The following is an 18,857-nucleotide window of genomic DNA, read 5'->3' as shown; positions in this document are numbered from 1 at the left end:
TCCTACCGGTCCTGCTGGCGCTGACGGTGCAACTGGCCCTACCGGTCCTGCTGGCGCTGATGGTGCTACTGGTCCCGTTGGTCCTACCGGCGTAGCTGGTACCGGTGCCATTATCCCATTTGCTTCAGGGCTTCCAGTTGCTTTAACAACAATAGCTGGTGGGCTTGCCGGACTTCCTGCCTTTGTTGGTTTCGGAAGCAGTGCGCAAGGACTTACAGTATTAGGTTCCAGCATTAATATTACAAATGCTGCAGGAACGCTTTCAAACTTTGCTTTTCAGGTTCCTCGTGCTGGCACAATTACCTCATTCAGTGCATTTTTCAGCACAACAGCAGCACTCTCTCTGGTGGGCTCCACTGTCGCCGTAAATGCACAAATCTATCAATCCACAACGCCTAATAATGTGTTCTCTCCAATTCCTGGAACTTTAATCAACTTAACACCATCACTTACTGGAATCATATCCATTGGAACATTATTAAATGGTTCTCTCACAGGACTCAACATTCCAGTAACTGCTGGAACCCGACTGATGCTGGTATTCTCTGCATCGGCAAGCGGTCTAACACTGGTTAATACTGTTGTAGGATATGCAAGTGCTGGCTTGAGCATTAATTAAGATTAAAATAAACTCTTTAGCGAAGCAGTTTCAGCTGCTTCGCTATTTCTTTATGTAGCCCGAAAGCTGGCTCTACATTTTGTCAAATCCCATAAATTGCATAGTCGAATGACTCCAAATTAAATTTCATTTCATATATAGCAAAATAGATAGGCTAAGCCTATCTATTTCTTTGGTGCGGTCTAAGGGATTCGAACCCCCACGGTTTCCCACACGGACCTGAACCGTGCGCGTCTGCCAATTCCGCCAAGACCGCATATTTAATTTTATCAGCTGTGTTCCTGCCGACTATTCTATTATACATGACTACAGAAAAAATGCAAGTAAAATTTTTAACTTTTTTGGAGTTTCTTCGTATTTTTCCTGATACATTGACTATAGCTGAGAATAATTTCCTTTCGCTGAATAAACCTGCCCTAGCAAATCCCATTACTTTGAGCCAAACATCAGTCAGCTTGATACATTCACTGAAAAATTTTTTATCATTACAGAACTTCACCCTTTGTTTGCCATAAAAAAGGAAAATATATCTACAAATCAGGCTAAAAAGGAGTGGATTGCTTCCGCAACCCGATTTTATCCTATATTTTCTCCTCATACAAATAAATTAGTACAAAGAAGTCGTTCTCCACTGCTCTTTTAACTGTAATCTCTGTTAGATTTTCCTTTTTTTGAACCAGCTAAGGGTAAAGTTCTGTAATTCATTTTAGCATCTCTATGTGAACCATCACCCTGAGGGCAATCTTGGTGCAAACACTCTTCCGTAAGTCTGTGGCAGCTCTACGTTTTACCGATATTGCTCTGCTAAAATTCTTGCCACATGTACCCCGCTGGCAGAAGCCTGCGACAGAGAGTGTGTCACACCAGAACCATCACCCAAGGCATAAAGCCCCGGTACACAGGTTTCCAGATTTTCATCAACTCGCACCTTAGAATTGTAAAATTTGACTTCTACACCATAAAGCAACGTATCTTCATTAGCCGTTCCTGGTGCAATTTTGTCCAAAGCGTAAATCATTTCAATGATACTATCAAGTTGTCGCTTTGGAATCACCAAACTCAAATCCCCCGGCGTTGCTCCAAGGGTCGGGCGAGTGAAACACTTTTCCATACGTCTTGCACTGCTGCGACGCCCTTTAACTAAATCACCAAATCTCTGCAGCAGTACACCGCCGCCCAGCATATTAGAAAGACGAGCGATGGATTCGCCATATTCATTACTATCTTCAAAAGGCTCGGTAAAAGTATTGGATACCAAAAGCGCAAAGTTGGTGTTTTCCGTATGCAGAGACGGGTCTCCATAACTGTGTCCGTTGACCGTAACAATACCATTGGTATTCTCCGATACCACCTCACCGCAAGGGTTCATGCAAAAGGTTCGCACCATATCATTGTAGCGCTCTGTCTTATAGACAATTTTGCCCTCATAAACTGCATCGGTAATATGTTTAAATACCTCAGCTGGAAGTTCAACACGGACGCCGATATCAACCCGGTTCTTTTTCTGCTCAATTCCCAGTTTGTCGCAAACACCAGAAATCCACTTGGATCCAGATCGCCCTGTTGCAAGTACCAGCTTGTCGCATATAAAATCGCCCTTATTGGTATGCACTACAAAGCTGCCATCTTCCGCACGCTCCACATCCTCTATGGTCGTATAAAACTGAGTGTCGATTCTCTCCTTAATATAGTCAAAAATTCTGCCAAGAATTTCAATATTTCTGTCCGTTCCCAGATGGCGTACCTTTGCCTCCAACAGATGAAGATTATTCTGCAGGCAGCGAGTTTTCAAATCAGAATCGGCAGTGGAATAAAGCTTAGCTTCAGAACCGCCCATGGAACAAAGTACGCTGTCCACATACTCCATCAATTCCAGCGCTTCGTCTATTCCGACATATTTGTGCAAGTCACCACCAAACTGGGTCGTGATATTGTACTTTCCATCAGATAAAGTTCCTGCGCCGCCGTAGCCGTTCATAATATGGCACGGACTGCATTTCACACAGGTTTTCGTCTTGCCTGTCTTAATCGGACAGACTCTCTTCTCAAGCGGCGCTCCCTTATCCAGCATTAAAACACTTGCCTTATGAGAAAGCTTTGTCAGCTCATAGCTCATAAAAACACCGCTGGCTCCTGCACCTGCGATGATGATATCATATTTTTTCATCGTCCTTCTCCTTATTTTATCAGTACCTGCTTTAGGCACACGCAAAAAATAGAACCGCCTCATAGAAGCGGTTCTTATGAATTACAAGCCTTCGGTCGGCAGTACTTTATTCAGCTTCTGCCATGATTGCATCGAATTCCTGTACAACACTGTTAAACAGTTCTTCATCTTCAATATCAACCAGTTCAAACTCGTCTTCACCGACTTCATTATATCCATAAAGATAAACATCATCTGAATCATCCAATGGAATCAGTGCAATGTAATCTTTACCGGCATGATCGAAAATACCCATAATTTCACATTCCAGTTCAACGCCGTCTTCAAACTCTAAAGTGATGATATCAGCCTCGTCCTGCATGTTGTTCTTGTTCTCTGCCATATTAATCCTCCATTTCGCCGGAATCTGTACCGGCTTCCAATTGTTTCTTCACTATCTTAATAATATACCATTATTACTGAAATTTATCAACTAAAATATTCTTTTATGTTCTTTGCGATTGTTTCTGTGATGCCGGGAACCTCTGAAAGCTGTTCCAAGGAGGCTTTTTTGATATTGTCGATGGACTCAAAATGATTCAAAAGCGCATTGCGCCTGGTCGGCCCTACACCACTGATATTATCGAGGACAGAGCGAATCGCATTTTTATTTCTCAGACTTCTGTGATAGTCAATCGCGAAACGGTGCACCTCTTCCTGAATAGTTCCTGCATATTTAAACAGAATAGGTCTTTCCCGAAGTTCCATCTCTCTTCCGTCTTCAAAAACAATCGCTCTGGTTCTGTGGCTGTCATCTTTTGCCATACCCACCACCGGAATATCAAGCCCCAGCGCAAAGAGTACTTTTCTCGCTGCAGTGACCTGTCCCTGTCCGCCGTCCATAAAAATTGCATCAGGAAGCTTTGCAAATGCCGGATCTCCTGCTTTCGCTCGCTTAAATCTTCTATAAATCATTTCCTGAAGACTGCCGTAATCATTAGGGCCTTCAATGGTTTTTATCTTAAACCTTCGGTAATCCCTGCGAATCTGTTTCGTTCCTTCAAAGACCACCATTGCTCCGACAGAATCCACGCCGTTAGTGTTGGAAATATCATAGGACTCAATCCGATATGCCTTCTTTTCTTCCGGAATATAGCCTGCCTGCCGCATCACATCTGCTACCTGCTGCCGTACTGCCGTCTGCTTTTCTTCGTTGAGCTTTGCCTTCTGTGAAAGTGTCTTAGTCATTTCGATACAATCGCTCTGTGCCATTTTCAGAAGTGCCCGCTTCTCCCCTTTCTGCGGCACAAAAATCCGTACTTTTCTGCCATCCCTGCTCAAAAATTCTTCCAGAAGTTCCTTGTCAGCAGGTTCCTCTTCTACCAATATCTCCGGCGGCACAACAGCCCACTGACTGTAATACTGCTTGATAAATTCCATTACCATTTCACTTCTCGCATCGTTTTCCCCAGTTTGAATCTGAAAGTTTTCTCTGCCAGAAAGTTTACCGTCACGGACAGTAAACAGTACGATAAAAGAATTCTCCTGGTCTTTGACCGGCAGCACCACATCCAGGTCCTTATCATGAACCATGGTAACGCGCTGCGTTTCGGAAATTGCCTCAATAGACAAGATATAGTCTCTATATTTGGCGGCTTCTTCAAACTCCAATTTCTCCGAAGCCTCCTGCATTTTCTCCGAAAGACTGCGAAGCAGCGGCTTTTCTTTTCCGCCGAGAAACTCAAGCACCTTGTCAATCTGCTGCCTATATTCTGCTTGGCTGATCTTTCCTGCGCAGACACCACGACACTGATTGATATGAAAATTCAAACAAGGTCTGTGACTTGCAGGAAACTCTCTGGCGCTGCATCTTTTCAGCGAGTAAATATTGGAGAGCAGCTCAACGATCTGATTCACTGCACCTGCATCACTGTAGGGACCAAAATACTTATTGCCGTCCTTTGCGATGATTCGCGTCTTTACAACTCTGGGGAAATCCTCTGTCGTGGTCACCTTTATATAAGGATAGGTCTTGTCATCTCGCAACAGCACATTGTATTTGGGCATATACTTCTTGATTAAATTACACTCTAAAATCAGCGCTTCCATCTCCGTACTACAGGTAATGTATTCAAATTCTGCAATATGAGAAACCAGCGCCCGTACCTTGGGGTTGGTCTTTGCCGCACTCTGAAAGTACTGTCTGACGCGATTTCTCAGAGAAATCGCCTTTCCAACATAAATAACCTGACCCAGTTTATCCTTATGCATATAAACTCCCGGACAATCCGGGAGCTTTTTTAAATTCTCTTTGATATCAAACATGTCAGAACCGCCAATCTCTTTCCTTATGTTCCTGTTCTCTTCGCATTTCCTCTAAAGCGATTTCCATCACCTTCTGCTGGCGCAGTCTTCTCTTGCGACGGCGTGCCCTAGCTCTTGCCGCAGAAATCCAGACATAAGCTACAGCTGCCACAACGATAAAAATGCCGATTAAAACTGCCGCCAAATTGGAAATACCCAGATAAGAAGTGAACCAGCCAGTTTCAATATCTTCTTTGATAATTAAGTCGACCTCATTAACAAGTTCATCACCCACATAGATTTCCAGCTTACCTGCAACAGTTCCAGATTTAACCGGTGCTTCTATATCACTGCGCATAACAGTCTGCGTCGCAACCAATGACTTAGACGCCTCTTTCGGCAAATAAGCATAACCTGTTTCTGCAGTGTAAGCCTCCACACTGGTCTTTTCTCCGTGTTTGATTCTTACCTTGCCTTTTTCTTTGTCCTTGCCAATAACCTTTACACCCTCTACCTTAGCACAGGCATAACGAATCAGTTTTTCTACATCATTGGTCCGTTCTTCTGCCGTATCTCCCAGCACTACAATAAAAAGTTCCAGTCCGTCATTCTGGTAGCCCAAAGCGATACTGCAGTTGTTGGCATCCCAATAGCCTGTCTTTCCACCATAAACGCCTGAATCCTTATCTTTTAAAAAACTGAGATGCGTCTTCAGGTTTCGCTCCTTGCTCTTATTGGTCTTTTTTACAGTGTAGGAAGTACTTCCTGCCGCCTTTCTGATAACATCGTTAGACAATGCGGTCTTAGTTATCAGCATCATGTCGTAGGCTGAAGTGTAATGACCTTTTTGTTTCATACCATTTGGATTCTTAAACTGGGTGTTTTCGCAGCCGATGTTTACAGCCGTCTTATTCATCAACTTAACAAAATCTTTCATATTTCCAGATACTGCCTCGCCAAGAGCATAAGCAGCATCATTGCCAGACGGCAGCAGTGCGCCATAAATCAAATCCTTTACGGTTAAAACCTCTCCTGCTTTTAAATTCATGGAAGCCTCTTTTTGGGAAGCCGCCGTGTGAGAAATAGTTACTTCTTTGTCTAAAGGCAGATTCTGCACTGCGAGAAGCACCGTCATCAGCTTGGTTACACTATACGGAGCAATTTTTTTGTTCATATTCTTAGAATAAACAACTTCTCCTGTATTCTGGCAATATACAATAGCGCCTCCTGCCGTCACATCCGGTTTTTCCACCTGTGCGCCAAAGGCATGCGCTTCTGCAAAAAACAGCAGTATCATGACAATCAGTATAGATAATGTTTTCTTCAATGCATTACTCATAGTTTATCAATTCTCTTTCTCAGCCTGCCATGTCAGTTTTTTGTAGCTGTAATTCAAAATTCTATTGGTCGATGTGTATCTTCCGCCAGTAGTATCTTTCAGCACTACTGCGTAGACCAGTTTTCCTTTCCGCTGACAGGCTGAAACCAGTGACGCATTTTTGCCATCCCAGGTGCCGGTCTTTCCTGCAAAAACTCCAGACTTCGGGTATTTCTTTCCCGCAACCAAATAATTAGTCGTAGATATGTATCTCGCTTTATGTTTATTGGTTTTCGACATTTTATACATTTCCGTGCTGCATGCTGTTCTAATTAAATCTACCTCCATGGCAGCCTTTGCAATCTTTGCCATATCATATGCGGAAGCGTAGTGATCTTTTGCTTTCCATCCATGGGGGTTTGAAAAGTGACTGTCCACACAGCCCAGTTCCTTTGCCTTCTGATTCATAAGCACTGCAAACTTAGCCTTAGATCCAGATACACCATGAGCCAGTGCCACAGCCGCATCATTGCCCGATGGCAAAAGAGCCGCATAAATCAAGTCTTTGACTTTTACCTTTTCTCCGGCCTTTAAATAGGCTGTCGAGCCGCCGGTGTTTGCCGCCCATTTTGTTACGGTCACCGTATCCTTCGGCGATAAATGCTCCAGTGCCACCATACAGGTCAAAAGTTTGGTGGTGCTCAAGGGGTCCCGTCTGATGTGAGGATTTTTAGAATAAATAGTAGTGCCAGTTTCTCCGTCAATGACAATGCCGCTCTTTGCGCTGATCTCGGGTCTTTCCGGTTTTTCCGCGGCGTAAACAGCACTGCCTGTACCTACCGCTGTAAAAAGCAAAGAAAAAGAAAGCAGCATCGCCGCCGCCTTTCGTGCCTTATTTCTCCATAAGTGATTTTTTTGAGTCTCCATCATATACCCACCTTATTAAAATCTTTATCTCTAAATTTATTCTAACATGAATCCATGCGTTTTTGAATAGCCAACTTGCCTTTCTCTATAAAAAAATCAGCGACAGGAATTTCCCACCGCTGACTGCTTCGATAGAATTTTTAATTTTTAAAGAAATAATCCGCAAGCTCAAATCCGTTTTCAAAATAAGTACCTGCTGCGATGCCTGCCTTTTCGTTAAACTGACGACTGCTGTCTTCCGTTTTTTCATTTCTGCTGTCGTAAATTACGTATGGCACCGGCGTAGATGAATGGGTTCTGATTGCAAGAGGCGTTCTATGGTCAGGAACCTCCAGTACTTTGAAATCCTCACCATCAGCACGAAGAGCCGCCACAATCGGCTTCAGCACTTTACTATCGATGTCGGAAAGACACTGAATTTTTCCTTCCATATCCCCCTGGTGTCCGCATTCATCAGGACCTTCCAGATGGACATAGACAAAATCCTTGCCGTCTCTAAATTCTCTGATAGCGGCTTCTGCCTTTCCAGCGAAGTTAGTGTGGAGCGTTCCAGTCGCCCCCGCTACATCAACAGAGTCAAGACCTGCACAGATTGCAATGCCTTTAATCAAATCTACTGCGCTGATAGCAGTCCCTGTAATCTGATATTTATCGTAGAAAGAAGAGAGCTGCGGTTTCTTGCCCTGACCCCAAATCCACAAAGAGTTAGCCGGGTTCAGTCCTTTTTCGATGCGTGCCTTGTTGACTGGATGATCCTTTAATATCTCGTAGCTTTTTCTCATCATCTCTGTCAAAAACTCGCTGCCTACACCTTTCGGCAGATAATCTCCTACCTTCTGATCCAGCACATCATGAGGAGGTGTCAGATCAAAGCCAGTTTCACCGTTATGTACAATCAGACAGTGCCGATAGCTGGTTCCGGTATAAAACAGTTTTTCATCATCAGCAAAAGCCTCATTTACCGCCTGAATCAACTGATCTGCTTCTGCTGTAGTGATATCGCCCGAGCTGTGATCTTTGATGATTAAATCCTCATAAGCGCCTTCGCCGGAAAGCGTAATGATATTCGCTCTGTATGCTACATCAGTATCAGACATCTCAATACCGATGCTGGCAGCTTCTAGTGGTGAGCGACCGGTCAAATAGACCGTAGGATCATAACCCATTACCGCAAGATTGGCGGCATCGCTACCTGGTGCAATACCGGGTGGCACGGTTCTTACCATGCCGATTTCTCCCTTTGCCGCAAGTCCGTCGATAAAAGGCATATTGGCAACTTCCAGCGGCGTCTTTCCGCCCAGTTGCTCAATATTTTCATCGCCTGCCCCATCGGGAACCAAAATTAAATATTTCATCGATTTACTCCTTTTATTTTTAACGCAAAAGACTGTCTCAAAATAGAAACGATACTTGCACCATTTTATCCGAAAACGAGAACAATGGTGCACAAAAACCTATAATTACTGCTAATTCGCTTTCATCTGGAAACTGTAAACATCAAATCCGGAATCGAATTCTCCATAATATTCCATTTCAATCCAGAATTATGGTTCATTTTAAAGCCCATTCAAGAAAATCCGCACCATAAGCCTCTATTTCACCATAAATGATGCAGAATGTCGGTTTTACATTCTAAAAAATGCACCATTTTCGGTATTTTTAAGGAAAATGGTGCAAAAGAAGCAAAACTAATTTTGAAACAGTTCCTTCTGCATACTTTATTTGTTTTCTTCTTCGAACTTCTTCATAAATGCGATGAGCTTATCAACACCTTCCATCGGCATCGCATTATAAATGCTGGCTCTCATACCGCCTACAGTTCTGTGACCGTTCAGGTTTACCATGCCTTCTTCCTTGGCCTGCGCAACAAACTTCTTATCCAGTTCTGCATCACCTGTTACAAATACCACGTTCATCAGGGAGCGGTCTTCCTTCGCTACAGGACCTTTGAACAAGGCGCTACTGTCGATATAGTTATAAAGCTTCTCTGCTTTGGCAACATCCGCCGCGTGCATTGCCGGCACTCCGCCCATCTCTTTGATCAGCTTGAACACTTCACCTGCAATATAAATCGGGAAGCATGGCGGTGTATTATACATGGAATCCTTATCCGCATGAATCTTGTAGTCCAAATAAGTCGGCACTTTCTTATCTGCAAATCCCAGCAGGTCCTCTCTGGCGATGACGATAGTTACGCCTGCAGGCGCCACATTCTTCTGTGCGCCGGCAAAAATCAGTCCAAACTTGCTGACATCAATTTCTTCACTCAAAATACAGCTGGACATATCGGCTACTAGCGGAATATCGCCTGTATCAGGCACCTCATTAAAGTGCGTTCCGTAGATAGTATTATTGTAGCAGACATAGACATAATCTGCATCCGGTCTGATATCGTCTTTCGAGAATTTCGGAATATATGTATAAGTATCTTCTTCTGAACTTGCAATTACGCGAATATCCCCATATTTACAAGCTTCCTGGTATGCTTTCTTTGCCCAGGATCCTGTTACTACGTAGTCAGCCTTTTTAGAGGCTCTAAGCAGGTTTAATGGCACCATTGCAAATTGAAGAGTTCCTCCACCTTGTAAAAACATAACTTTGTAGTTATCAGGGATATTCATGATTTCTCTTAAGTTAGCTTCTGCATCTTCGATGATCTTTCCAAACTCTTTTGAACGGTGACTCATTTCCATTACTGACTGGCCGCAACCTTTATAATCAGCCAAGTTAGCTGCTGCATCCTCGATGACAGAAAGTGGTAACATCGATGGACCAGCGGAAAAGTTAAATACACGATTTGGTTTTGTCATTTCGTCGCCCTCCATTAGTTTTTTGAATTTATCTTACGCAGCCAAAAGCAAAATTTGCACTTAGCCCACATAAGAACGAATATTTTCTTATTATAACACTTTAATCCTTGAAAGTAAAGCGGTAAGGTGTTATAATTTTTCTAAATTAGAAAATACATTAGGAGGTACTTTTACATGTACAAAATTGGAACCTTAAATAAAATATCCCCCGTGGGACTTGCCCACCTTTCTGATAAATATACAGTCTCTGACGATATTTCTGAGGCAAACGGTATTCTGGTAAGAAGTCAGGACATGCACGAGATGCAGCTGCCTGAAAGTCTTTTATCCATTGCAAGAGCAGGTGCGGGTGTCAATAACATTCCCCTTGATAAATGCGCTGACGCAGGTATCGTTGTCTTCAACACGCCAGGTGCTAATGCCAACGCTGTAAAAGAACTGGTGCTGGGCGGATTGTTCCTTGCTGCCAGAAATATTCCTGCAGGCATCGCATGGGCGGGGACCCTGACCGAAAATGTAGGTAAAGCAGTTGAAAAAGGAAAGAGTCAGTTTGCAGGAACTGAAATAAAGGGAAAAACTCTCGGAGTTGTAGGTCTTGGCGCTATCGGCGTGCTGGTTGCTAACGCCGCCGCTGATTTAGGCATGAAAGTAATTGGCTACGACCCATATTTCAGCGTGAAAGCAGCGCACAATTTGTGCTCCTGCATAGAAGTTAAAGAAGATGTCAAAGATCTACTCCCTCTGTGTGATTACATATCCATCCATGTTCCTGCTATGGATTCTACAAAAGGCATGTTCAACAGCGAACTGTTCGCACTGATGAAGGACGGTGCAATCCTGCTCAACTTCTCCAGAGATAAGCTAGTAAACGAAGCTAACCTGCTGACTGCTTTAGAAGCAGGAAAGCTCGGCAAATATGTGACCGACTTCCCAACAGACGGTGTACTGAACAAGGAAAATATTATCTGTCTGCCTCACCTTGGCGCATCTACTGCTGAAGCAGAAGACAACTGTGCAACCATGGCGGTAGAACAGACCATGGATTATATCGAAAATGGAAATATTGTAAACTCAGTAAACTTCCCTGCTGTAAACTTAGGTGCAAAAGCGTGTGCTTGCAGAGTTGCCATTGCAACCAAGGGCGTTGAAAATCCGCTGAAGCTGGCCTCTGATTTACTTGCAAACTATAAAGTTACTGCAATTTCCGGCAATGTTCGCGGCGCATACGGCTACGTACTGGCTAATGTAGCCGAAGCTGTTGCAAATGTTCCTTCTGCTGAAGGTGTAATCAAAATCAGAGTTATCTAATTCGCAAAATTCATTATGAAGATATACTTCAGCCCGGTCATCAGACCGGGCTATTTTATAAGGAGGATTATTTTGAGTAAGAAAAATAGAATATTCAGCATCATCCAAGTTGGAAACAAAGATGATATGCCAAGCCGCGTCTATGACATCTCTCTGGTCAGTGCTGTCATTGCCAATGTCTTTTAGCAATCTTTGAAACCTTTCCCCAGGCAGATCCATACCTGCCCTTCTTAAATATTTTGAAGGAATTACAGTGATTTTTTTCACGGCGGAGAAAAATTGTAAAGTTTACTTGACATATCCTTCTCAATATCGTATACTCTATGTAAAGCTAGCTTTACATGCGGATTCAAAAGGAGTTACTATATGAAAAATCGTCTAGAAGAAATTCGTACGACTAAGGGGATCAAGCAGGATGAACTGGCAAAGGCATTGGAAGTTTCTCGCCAAACTATCAGTTCACTGGAAAACGGGAAATATAATCCCTCTATACTGCTTGCATTTAAAATCGCCAGATACTTTAAGCTGTCTATCGAAGATATCTTTATTTATGAGGAGGAATAAAACTATGCTGTGTAAAATATTGGGGAAAGATAATCCCGTGTTCAATCTTATTTTAATCATTGCCGGTGTCGTTGCTATCGCCTTTGGGATTTGGTATTCCTATATTACCCCAGAGGATGTACATCATCTGCAGATGCTGGCAGGTATGTTCACCGGCATGGGCAGTGCTTTTCTTGCCATCGGTGTCTTGAATACCCTTCGCTGCCACTTTGGCTCTGCCGAAAAGAGGAAACAGCGTGAAATAGAGCGAAACGACGAGAGAAATGTGCAAATTACCCGCTATGCCATGTCCTGGGCTGCCTTTGGTTCTGTTCTTTTCTCTGCAGTTCTCATCTTTGTACTCACTGCACTGAACTATATCCTGCCATCCATGCTGATTCTTGCAGGCGTGTATGTGGAACTGATTATATTTCTCGTTGCATACAAAATCCTTGAAAAGAAGATGTAATGTCCTATTGTGTCGAACTCAGTCTCTTTCTTATGTTGTATGATACAAATCCATATCAGCAGAATGCAGGAAAACGTTCCAGTCATGGGCTTTTAAAAAGTAGAGAGGCAGATTCCTAAGAATCTGCCTCATATTGCATTTTTACGTATTTAATTTATTCTACAATTCTTCTCACACAGATAACTGGTCCTGTATAGCTTACGCCGGTTACCGCAACACCCATGCCTTCGTTGACCGCATGGACAACTTGCCCGCCGCCGATATAAATCGCTACATGCCCGTAATAGCAGACCAAATCTCCCGGCATCGCCGCGCTGAGAGAAACTTCCTTTCCGTAGTTTCTCATTGCACCAGCATCATGCGCCATGGTAATTCCAAAATGCTTATAGACCGCAAGAACAAAGCCTGAGCAATCTGCACCTTGCGTCAGACTGCTGCCGCCGTACACATACGGTGTACCCACAAAGCGAAGCGCATAATTTGCAATTGCAGAACCATTTCCCTGATAAGTTTTACCACCAGTCGGTGCAGCAAGCACACCGGTTCCCTTTACAACAATCCGCTTTTTCGGTTTTTTAATCACTTCCGAGTTGATTTCCTCGGTCTCTGTAACAATACCATTTTGGGAAGTCATAAGTTCGGTAACCTTTTTCTTACCATAGGTGCCTTCCTGCTTTACAACCGTTGTATTCTTTAAAACTTCTGAAGAAGTTTCTTTGACAGTTCTAAACTTAATCTTTTTTTCCGAAGTAATTTCCTGCGTTACGAGAACGTCTACCATCGGCTTCATCTCATAGAGCCGAATCTCATCTCCCGGATACATCATAGAAAAGTCATTGTCCTGGTTCATTTCCATGACCTCTTCCACTGTGAAGTCATAGTTCTGCGCAATACTCCAGAGGCTGTCGCCGCTCTTTACAGTATACGTCAGTTTTTCTTTTGTTCCGGAAAGAATATAGTCTACCGCCTCATCCACGTCAGATACTGCTGGTTTTTCTGAAACCTTGTAAACCTTCATCTCTACAGTCATTTCCGGTGTGCATTCGATGGCTTTTACAATAGCCCCCTCTTGCACATAGTGGTTCTTCACCGCACGAATTACCTGCTTTGCTGCTGATTCAGATGTAAGCACCGCAACTGTGTTTTCGCCAATCTTTACATCCCAGTAATCTTCGCTGGCATTAGCTTTAATTGTGGATGCGCAAAATGCGGCTGAAACAGCGATTGCAAGGATAACTATCCCTGCAATCAAATATTTTTTTGATTTAATTCGTTCTATTAAGCTCATGATTCTCTTTAATCCTTCTCTTGCTCTTAGTCAAGAATGCGTCTTACGCCAATAATCGAACCTGTGTAAGTTGCACTGGTAACTCTGATTCCCAGTCTTTCATTTACTGCGTGAACTGCTTTGCCGTTTCCTGCATAGATAGCAACGTGCCCGGAATAAATCAGGATATCACCCTTCTTTGCGTTTTTATAAGAAACTGCTTTTCCAACACCAGACTGTCCAGTCCGCGGCAAATCAATGCCAAAGTGCTTATACACAGCATATACAAATCCAGAACAATCAGCTCCGTTTGTCAAGCTAGTCCCACCGTAACGATAAGGATTCCCAACAAACTGCTTCGCATATTCTACAACCTCAGAACCTTCGACAAAATCAAAAGTCTTGCCAGCTTTTGCCGTAACAGAACCCGTACCCTTCAGTACAACCTTGTCCACTGGTTTCTTGATAGTTTGCTTAGAAATCAACTCACTATTTGTTTCCTCGCCATTAACCTTGGTGATTTTTTCCGTCACTGCTTGCTTGCCTTTAACGCCCTTGGTCTTCACCTTCTGTGTTCCCTTGGTCAAAGAACTTGTCTTCTTATAAACAGTGTTATAGTCAATTGACTTCGTAGATATAATTTCTTCCACCGTCGTTACTTCTACATATGGAACCTCTGAATACAGTACCATATACGTGCCCTCTTTGATAGTCTCATCGGTGTCATACTCACCAAAGTTCAAAGACGCCAGCTTCTTCGCAGAAATTCCCTTTTCTTTTGCAATGGATTTCAGCGTATCCCCTTCCTCTGTCTTATAAACGTAATATTCCACCTTACCTTCGCTGAGTTTAGCAATGGCTTCCTCCACATCTATTGTTCTGGCATTGCTACTGAATGCCGAAAACTCTTCATCAATGTAGGCTGTAATTTTCTTGATTTCAATGATAGGGTCAAACTGTACTTCCAGTACATTGGAGCCCTTGGACAGGTAATAATTCGATAACCCCTCTATTACCTGATTGGCAGATTCTTCAGAATCCACATATAATACTTCTTCATCTCCAATTACGACCGCCCATAACTCGGTTTCAAACTGATCTGCCGCATGAGCCGTACCAGTAAAACCAAATACAACCGTGAACATCATGGACATAATCAATAGAACTGAGGCAGTTGCTTTAAACACCCTTTTGATTTTAGTATTGACTCTCGTCATAGAATGATTTGACATAATACTATTTCCTTTTCATGTTTTTCAATTGTCTCACAGCTATTATCCTACTTTATATGCATCAAAAAGTCAAGTTTTATACGGTTTTTTCACACAATTTTCACAAACAAAAATCGCCATAAACGTTTAAATTTCAACGTTTATGGCGATTTAATATTTCTTAATATTTCTTAAGAATTTACAGTTTTGTATTTCATATTTATTCTCAAAATAGAATAAATAATCACGCATAGTACGATTGCTGCACACACATCTAAAATCGAGTGCTGTTTCACAAAGCAGGTAGCCATACAAATCAGTCCTGCAATCACAGCTGCTGTTACCTTTACCGACATAGATTCAATCGACTTTGTGGTACAAATTCCCATAGCTGCAAAAATAGCACCCTCTGCATGAACGCTGGGCATCACATTTGTATTCGTATCCGCTTCATAAATCAGCCGAACTACCTGCGTCAGAAGATTTTCCCGAGGAAAAGTCTCCGGCCGCAAATCCTGTCCATTAGGAAAAATCAGACAAAATATAATACTTGCAGTAAAGCCGATAATAATGCAATACATGTACAGCTTAAAACCCTGCACATCACGCAATAAAAGCCAAAATCCCGTCACAAACAAAAGCGGATACCACAGGCAGTAAGGTATAATAAACCATTCATTAAATGGTATCAAATCATCTAGAAAGCAGTAGGACACCCAATAGTCCGCCGTCTCCGGCACACACTGCTCCATTAGAAAAAATCCAACCAAATAAACTGGCACATACAAAATTAGCAGCACATGACCGTATTCCTTAATCACAAACCCTCTTTTCATAACAACCCTCTTACCTCCTCGGCACAATCAACCGAATGGCGCCTTGTATGTTCTTAATCTCAATAGTCTCACAGCCTTCCTGATATTCCCCGTCCAGTGTCCAAGGCATATCTTTGTCCGCAGTAATTTCCAGCTTACCGCTGCTGAAAAAGGACAGCATTGGCGAACTGTAATTCTGTGTAGTCAGTGCTAACAAAATCTGATTTAGTTCTAAAATGTTAGACGGCGCCTTAATGAGAAGTACCTCGAACAGACCATCATTCATATCCACCAAATCATCTGCAAGAGTTAAAAGACCTCCCACAGAAGTGGAATTACAAATTGCACCAAAGAGATAATCACCCCCATAGATGCCCTGCTCCATTTTCAGCCACAACCTGAGAGGCTTAATGGATGGAATATCCTTAATTCCTTCCAAAATATATGCTAAATGTCCCAGCGCATTTTTGATACTTTGCGGCGCTTCGTAGGAAGCTTTGGTAAACGCACCAAATGATGCAACATAGGAGAAATATCTCCCATTAAAACTGCCGATATCAAGTGCTCGTTCCTCGCCTGACACGATGTCTCTTGCCGCCTGCAAAATATCTTTTGATAAGTGAAGGCTGTTTGCAAAATCATTGGTGCTACCAGCTGGAATATATCCAATAGGCTTGTCTGCTCCCGACAGCAGCAGCCCATCTATTACCTCATTGAATGTTCCATCGCCACCAATGCACACGATTAAATCAAAATCAGCCGCTTGTCCTTTTACAATCTCCGTGCCGTCACCTCTTGCCGCAGTCGTCTTTACTACCGTCTCAAAACCTGCCCTACAAAAAATATCAATTATCTCTACAAAATGTTTGTTTGCCTGTTTTGTTCCTGCGCAAGGATTCAAAATCACTAATACCTTTTTCATCAATCCCGTGTTCCTTTCTATCTTTCTATATCAATATACAGCTTAGCTTCCTCCTGTTCCTCAATCGGCCAATTCCATAAAATCTTCTTTACTGCATTTTCGTCCCAGCGAAAATGCCCTGAGACCTTCATACCGTCTGCTGCAAAGAGACGATCTTCCTCTGCCGCAGGATCCTTCCCATGTTGAATCACATAACTTCTTCCCCAAAGATTTCGAAACGGGGATACAATCGCTACATGACTGGATTCAAAGGTCACAATATCCCCCGCCTGCCAAACAATCAGATTATCCACATCTGTACTCAGCACTTTGGAGTTTCGTTCGAAGAACCGTTCCAGCTGCGGAACCAAACGAAAGTCAATATTGGTATCTCTGATAGATATAACGTCTGCATAAGCCTTTGGATAGTAGTAAGTATCTGCGTCAACCAAATCTTTAATGGATACATCAATACCCTCAAACGCCTTCCAGACCACATCCGTACAAACACCGATATCATCAGGCGGATAGCCGCCGGCAAAATAAGTATCTTCATATCGCAGTTCTTCATTGCTGATGTAAGCCCTTGCCGCCATAGTAATCATAAATCCCTGCTCTATCTCCTTAGAAGGCGCTAAATCTATTTCGTCCTGCGAAAACAGCACATAAGCAGTCACGCCTAGAGCAACCGCCAGAAACAATGACAGAAATACATAGAATCTCGCTTTTATCTGATATTTTCTTTGTCTCATTGTGCCGTTCCTCCTTTTGTGTCCTTCCATACTTTATTAAACAGAATTCCAAGACAAAGCACCCAAGATAAAAAGTAAAACCAAAACAACAAAGCTACCATGCTCGCCAGGGAACCATAAATAATGTCGTAGTTAACCGTGTAGTCTGCATAATAGGAGTACACGATGGTTACAACCAGCATGCCCACCGCGCCCAAAATACTTCCTGGAAGGATCTCCCGAAACGGCAGTTTTTCGCTTGGCAGAACGTAATAATTATACGAAACCATCAGAAAGTACAGAACCCACGCAAGAGGCCATCTAAGCCAGGTCCATAAGGTATCAATTATGGTTCCTTCAACAAGTTTTCCGAGGAACAGCTGTAAAATCAGTTTCCCATATACCAGAATAATGGCGACAAAAGCAAGAGTAAATACCGTCAGCGCCATAGTTTTCACTGCACGAAACCTCTCGCCCCAAAAACTCCCAGTTGTTCTACCGTCTGAATAGGTATAATTGGTAATTCTCATCATGGAAAACTGAGCCCTGGAAGATGCCCACAAAGCCATAATCACCAGCACAATATTAGCTGTAGTCGCAGGTTTATAATTTAGCAGCCCCCGCAAAGTGTCACCCATACCCGGCGCAACGTATTCTCCTATCCATTCATCCAGAAAATCCAGTGAAATGTCCAAAATACCGAGAAGCTGCGACAAAACGATAATGGTCGGCACCAAAGACAGCATAATATAAAAAGACATCTGTGCTGCAAAGCCCTGATAATAAGGATCGCTAAACTGCTTGATTCCAAGAAGAATCATCTTGATCCATCTATTTTTTAACAACTATATATTCTCCCTTTCTTCAAGCAGCTTTTCAAGCTGCTTAAGCGCCTTCGCTCTGTGACTGATTTGATTTTTTTCCTCCGCTGAAAGCTGCGCAAAAGTTCTCTGATATCCGTCAGGAACAAAGAGGGGATCATAGCCAAATCCGTTTTCACCTACTGGCGCATCAATGATGTGACCTTCGCACTCACCGCGAGCTGCCAGTTGTGTGCCATCTGGATAGACCATCGTAATAACCGATACAAACTTCGCCCTTCTTTCCTTATAGGAAACACCCTCTAAAAGCATCAGCAGTTTCTCATTATTCTTAGTGTCGTTTCCATCCTCACCTGCAAATCTAGCAGAATAGACACCCGGTGCACCGCCAAGATAATCCACCATCAGTCCTGAATCATCTGCAATGGTAATTTTACCGCAAACTTTCATAATTTCATTTGCTTTTTTAAAGGAGTTTTCCTCAAAGGTCTCTCCATCCTCTTCAATTTCAAATTTGGGAATGCCCGCCTCATCTCTCGAAACGATGTTCATACCAAATTTCTTAGTAATTGCTTCAATTTCCGTGATTTTGTGCTGATTTCTGGAAGCAGCAATAATGGTTTCCATGATTTTGTCCTTTCTTTTAATTTACGCATGTTTCGCTTCC

The 18,857-nt window shown here is 42.8% G+C and carries 18 protein-coding genes and 1 tRNA gene; 4 read left to right on the top strand and 15 right to left on the bottom strand.

The features are described from left to right. Window positions 1–619: exosporium glycoprotein BclB-related protein (locus D1151_RS12710; protein WP_202620435.1), on the top strand; the 619-nt coding region annotated here is incomplete at its 5' end. A gap of 173 nt (window positions 620–792) precedes the next feature. Here the strand turns inward: D1151_RS12710 and D1151_RS12705 are convergent. The 8 genes from D1151_RS12705 to serC form a co-directional block, all read right to left on the bottom strand. Then, window positions 793–875, bottom strand: a tRNA-Leu gene (locus tag D1151_RS12705). 531 nt (window positions 876–1,406) lie between these two features. Next, window positions 1,407–2,786, bottom strand: a complete 1,380-nt coding sequence (locus D1151_RS12700; RefSeq protein ID WP_161909147.1) for an NAD(P)/FAD-dependent oxidoreductase — start codon at window positions 2,784–2,786, stop codon at window positions 1,407–1,409. A gap of 106 nt (window positions 2,787–2,892) precedes the next feature. After that, the gene (locus tag D1151_RS12695) at window positions 2,893–3,168 is read right to left on the bottom strand and encodes a DUF1292 domain-containing protein (RefSeq protein WP_160202734.1); all 276 of its coding nucleotides are present in this window, start codon (window positions 3,166–3,168) and stop codon (window positions 2,893–2,895) included. Window positions 3,169–3,254: 86 nt separating this feature from the next. Beyond that, entirely contained in the window at window positions 3,255–5,090 is a 1,836-nt protein-coding gene (gene uvrC, locus D1151_RS12690; RefSeq protein ID WP_161909146.1) for an excinuclease ABC subunit UvrC, read from the bottom strand. A 1-nt stretch (window position 5,091) separates the two neighbouring features. Next, window positions 5,092–6,408 carry a D-alanyl-D-alanine carboxypeptidase family protein gene (locus D1151_RS12685; protein WP_161909145.1) on the bottom strand — a complete coding sequence of 439 codons (1,317 nt, stop codon included), beginning with the start codon at window positions 6,406–6,408 and terminating at the stop codon, window positions 5,092–5,094. Between the two features lie 6 nt (window positions 6,409–6,414). Continuing rightward, the gene (locus D1151_RS12680) at window positions 6,415–7,317 is read right to left on the bottom strand and encodes a D-alanyl-D-alanine carboxypeptidase family protein (protein WP_161909144.1); all 903 of its coding nucleotides are present in this window, start codon (window positions 7,315–7,317) and stop codon (window positions 6,415–6,417) included. A 137-nt stretch (window positions 7,318–7,454) separates the two neighbouring features. Then, window positions 7,455–8,669 carry a cofactor-independent phosphoglycerate mutase gene (locus D1151_RS12675; RefSeq protein ID WP_161909143.1) on the bottom strand — a complete coding sequence of 405 codons (1,215 nt, stop codon included), beginning with the start codon at window positions 8,667–8,669 and terminating at the stop codon, window positions 7,455–7,457. A gap of 363 nt (window positions 8,670–9,032) precedes the next feature. After that, window positions 9,033–10,124, bottom strand: coding sequence for a 3-phosphoserine/phosphohydroxythreonine transaminase (serC, locus tag D1151_RS12670; RefSeq protein ID WP_160200364.1), 1,092 nt, complete (start codon window positions 10,122–10,124; stop codon window positions 9,033–9,035). A 174-nt stretch (window positions 10,125–10,298) separates the two neighbouring features. On the opposite strand from serC, the gene D1151_RS12665 reads away from it, so the two are divergent. From D1151_RS12665 to D1151_RS12655, 3 genes are all read left to right on the top strand, one after another. Continuing rightward, window positions 10,299–11,432 (top strand): 3-phosphoglycerate dehydrogenase, encoded by a 1,134-nt coding sequence (locus tag D1151_RS12665; RefSeq protein ID WP_161909142.1) that lies wholly within the window; start codon window positions 10,299–10,301, stop codon window positions 11,430–11,432. 366 nt (window positions 11,433–11,798) lie between these two features. Beyond that, window positions 11,799–11,996: a helix-turn-helix transcriptional regulator gene (locus D1151_RS12660; RefSeq protein WP_160200366.1), complete on the top strand. Its 198-nt coding sequence runs from the start codon at window positions 11,799–11,801 to the stop codon at window positions 11,994–11,996. A 4-nt stretch (window positions 11,997–12,000) separates the two neighbouring features. Next, window positions 12,001–12,444: a hypothetical protein gene (locus D1151_RS12655; RefSeq protein WP_161909141.1), complete on the top strand. Its 444-nt coding sequence runs from the start codon at window positions 12,001–12,003 to the stop codon at window positions 12,442–12,444. 154 nt (window positions 12,445–12,598) lie between these two features. On the opposite strand, the gene D1151_RS12650 is transcribed toward D1151_RS12655, so the two are convergent. The 7 genes from D1151_RS12650 to D1151_RS12620 form a co-directional block, all read right to left on the bottom strand. After that, the gene (locus tag D1151_RS12650; protein WP_161909140.1) at window positions 12,599–13,732 is read right to left on the bottom strand and encodes an NlpC/P60 family protein; all 1,134 of its coding nucleotides are present in this window, start codon (window positions 13,730–13,732) and stop codon (window positions 12,599–12,601) included. A 26-nt stretch (window positions 13,733–13,758) separates the two neighbouring features. Next, window positions 13,759–14,943 (bottom strand): G5 domain-containing protein, encoded by a 1,185-nt coding sequence (locus D1151_RS12645; protein WP_161909139.1) that lies wholly within the window; start codon window positions 14,941–14,943, stop codon window positions 13,759–13,761. Between the two features lie 170 nt (window positions 14,944–15,113). Further along, on the bottom strand, window positions 15,114–15,758 hold the full coding sequence (locus tag D1151_RS12640; protein ID WP_161909138.1) for a hypothetical protein: 645 nt from the start codon (window positions 15,756–15,758) through the stop codon (window positions 15,114–15,116). 10 nt (window positions 15,759–15,768) lie between these two features. Then, on the bottom strand, window positions 15,769–16,659 hold the full coding sequence (locus tag D1151_RS12635) for a diacylglycerol kinase family protein (RefSeq protein WP_160200371.1): 891 nt from the start codon (window positions 16,657–16,659) through the stop codon (window positions 15,769–15,771). Window positions 16,660–16,676: 17 nt separating this feature from the next. Continuing rightward, complete coding sequence (locus D1151_RS12630) at window positions 16,677–17,390, bottom strand: DUF1287 domain-containing protein (protein ID WP_161909137.1); 714 nt, start codon at window positions 17,388–17,390, stop codon at window positions 16,677–16,679. Next, on the bottom strand, window positions 17,387–18,214 hold the full coding sequence (locus tag D1151_RS12625) for a YihY/virulence factor BrkB family protein (protein WP_160200373.1): 828 nt from the start codon (window positions 18,212–18,214) through the stop codon (window positions 17,387–17,389). The genes D1151_RS12630 and D1151_RS12625 overlap by 4 nt, the downstream gene beginning before the upstream one ends. Continuing rightward, the gene (locus tag D1151_RS12620; protein WP_161909136.1) at window positions 18,215–18,817 is read right to left on the bottom strand and encodes an XTP/dITP diphosphatase; all 603 of its coding nucleotides are present in this window, start codon (window positions 18,815–18,817) and stop codon (window positions 18,215–18,217) included. Between the last annotated feature and the right edge of the window lie 40 nt (window positions 18,818–18,857).

Source organism: Emergencia sp. 1XD21-10, from assembly GCF_009936045.1.
Classification (GTDB): domain Bacteria; phylum Bacillota; class Clostridia; order Peptostreptococcales; family Anaerovoracaceae; genus Senimuribacter; species Senimuribacter intestinalis.
The sequence above is the reverse complement of the archived record's forward strand: the minus strand, read 5'-3'. Positions and strand labels throughout refer to the sequence as shown.

Excerpts from the sequence above, each read along its gene's own strand:
- D1151_RS12700 (WP_161909147.1), bottom strand. The coding sequence starts at position 2,786 with ATGAAAAAATATGATATCATCATCGCAGGTGCAGGAGCCAGCGGTGTT.
- D1151_RS12695 (WP_160202734.1), bottom strand. The coding sequence starts at position 3,168 with ATGGCAGAGAACAAGAACAACATGCAGGACGAGGCTGATATCATCACT.
- uvrC (WP_161909146.1), bottom strand. The coding sequence starts at position 5,090 with ATGTTTGATATCAAAGAGAATTTAAAAAAGCTCCCGGATTGTCCGGGA.
- D1151_RS12685 (WP_161909145.1), bottom strand. The coding sequence starts at position 6,408 with ATGAGTAATGCATTGAAGAAAACATTATCTATACTGATTGTCATGATA.
- D1151_RS12680 (WP_161909144.1), bottom strand. The coding sequence starts at position 7,317 with ATGATGGAGACTCAAAAAAATCACTTATGGAGAAATAAGGCACGAAAG.
- D1151_RS12675 (WP_161909143.1), bottom strand. The coding sequence starts at position 8,669 with ATGAAATATTTAATTTTGGTTCCCGATGGGGCAGGCGATGAAAATATT.
- serC (WP_160200364.1), bottom strand. The coding sequence starts at position 10,124 with ATGACAAAACCAAATCGTGTATTTAACTTTTCCGCTGGTCCATCGATG.
- D1151_RS12665 (WP_161909142.1), top strand. The coding sequence starts at position 10,299 with ATGTACAAAATTGGAACCTTAAATAAAATATCCCCCGTGGGACTTGCC.
- D1151_RS12660 (WP_160200366.1), top strand. The coding sequence starts at position 11,799 with ATGAAAAATCGTCTAGAAGAAATTCGTACGACTAAGGGGATCAAGCAG.
- D1151_RS12655 (WP_161909141.1), top strand. The coding sequence starts at position 12,001 with ATGCTGTGTAAAATATTGGGGAAAGATAATCCCGTGTTCAATCTTATT.
- D1151_RS12650 (WP_161909140.1), bottom strand. The coding sequence starts at position 13,732 with ATGAGCTTAATAGAACGAATTAAATCAAAAAAATATTTGATTGCAGGG.
- D1151_RS12645 (WP_161909139.1), bottom strand. The coding sequence starts at position 14,943 with ATGTCAAATCATTCTATGACGAGAGTCAATACTAAAATCAAAAGGGTG.
- D1151_RS12640 (WP_161909138.1), bottom strand. The coding sequence starts at position 15,758 with ATGAAAAGAGGGTTTGTGATTAAGGAATACGGTCATGTGCTGCTAATT.
- D1151_RS12635 (WP_160200371.1), bottom strand. The coding sequence starts at position 16,659 with ATGAAAAAGGTATTAGTGATTTTGAATCCTTGCGCAGGAACAAAACAG.
- D1151_RS12630 (WP_161909137.1), bottom strand. The coding sequence starts at position 17,390 with ATGAGACAAAGAAAATATCAGATAAAAGCGAGATTCTATGTATTTCTG.
- D1151_RS12620 (WP_161909136.1), bottom strand. The coding sequence starts at position 18,817 with ATGGAAACCATTATTGCTGCTTCCAGAAATCAGCACAAAATCACGGAA.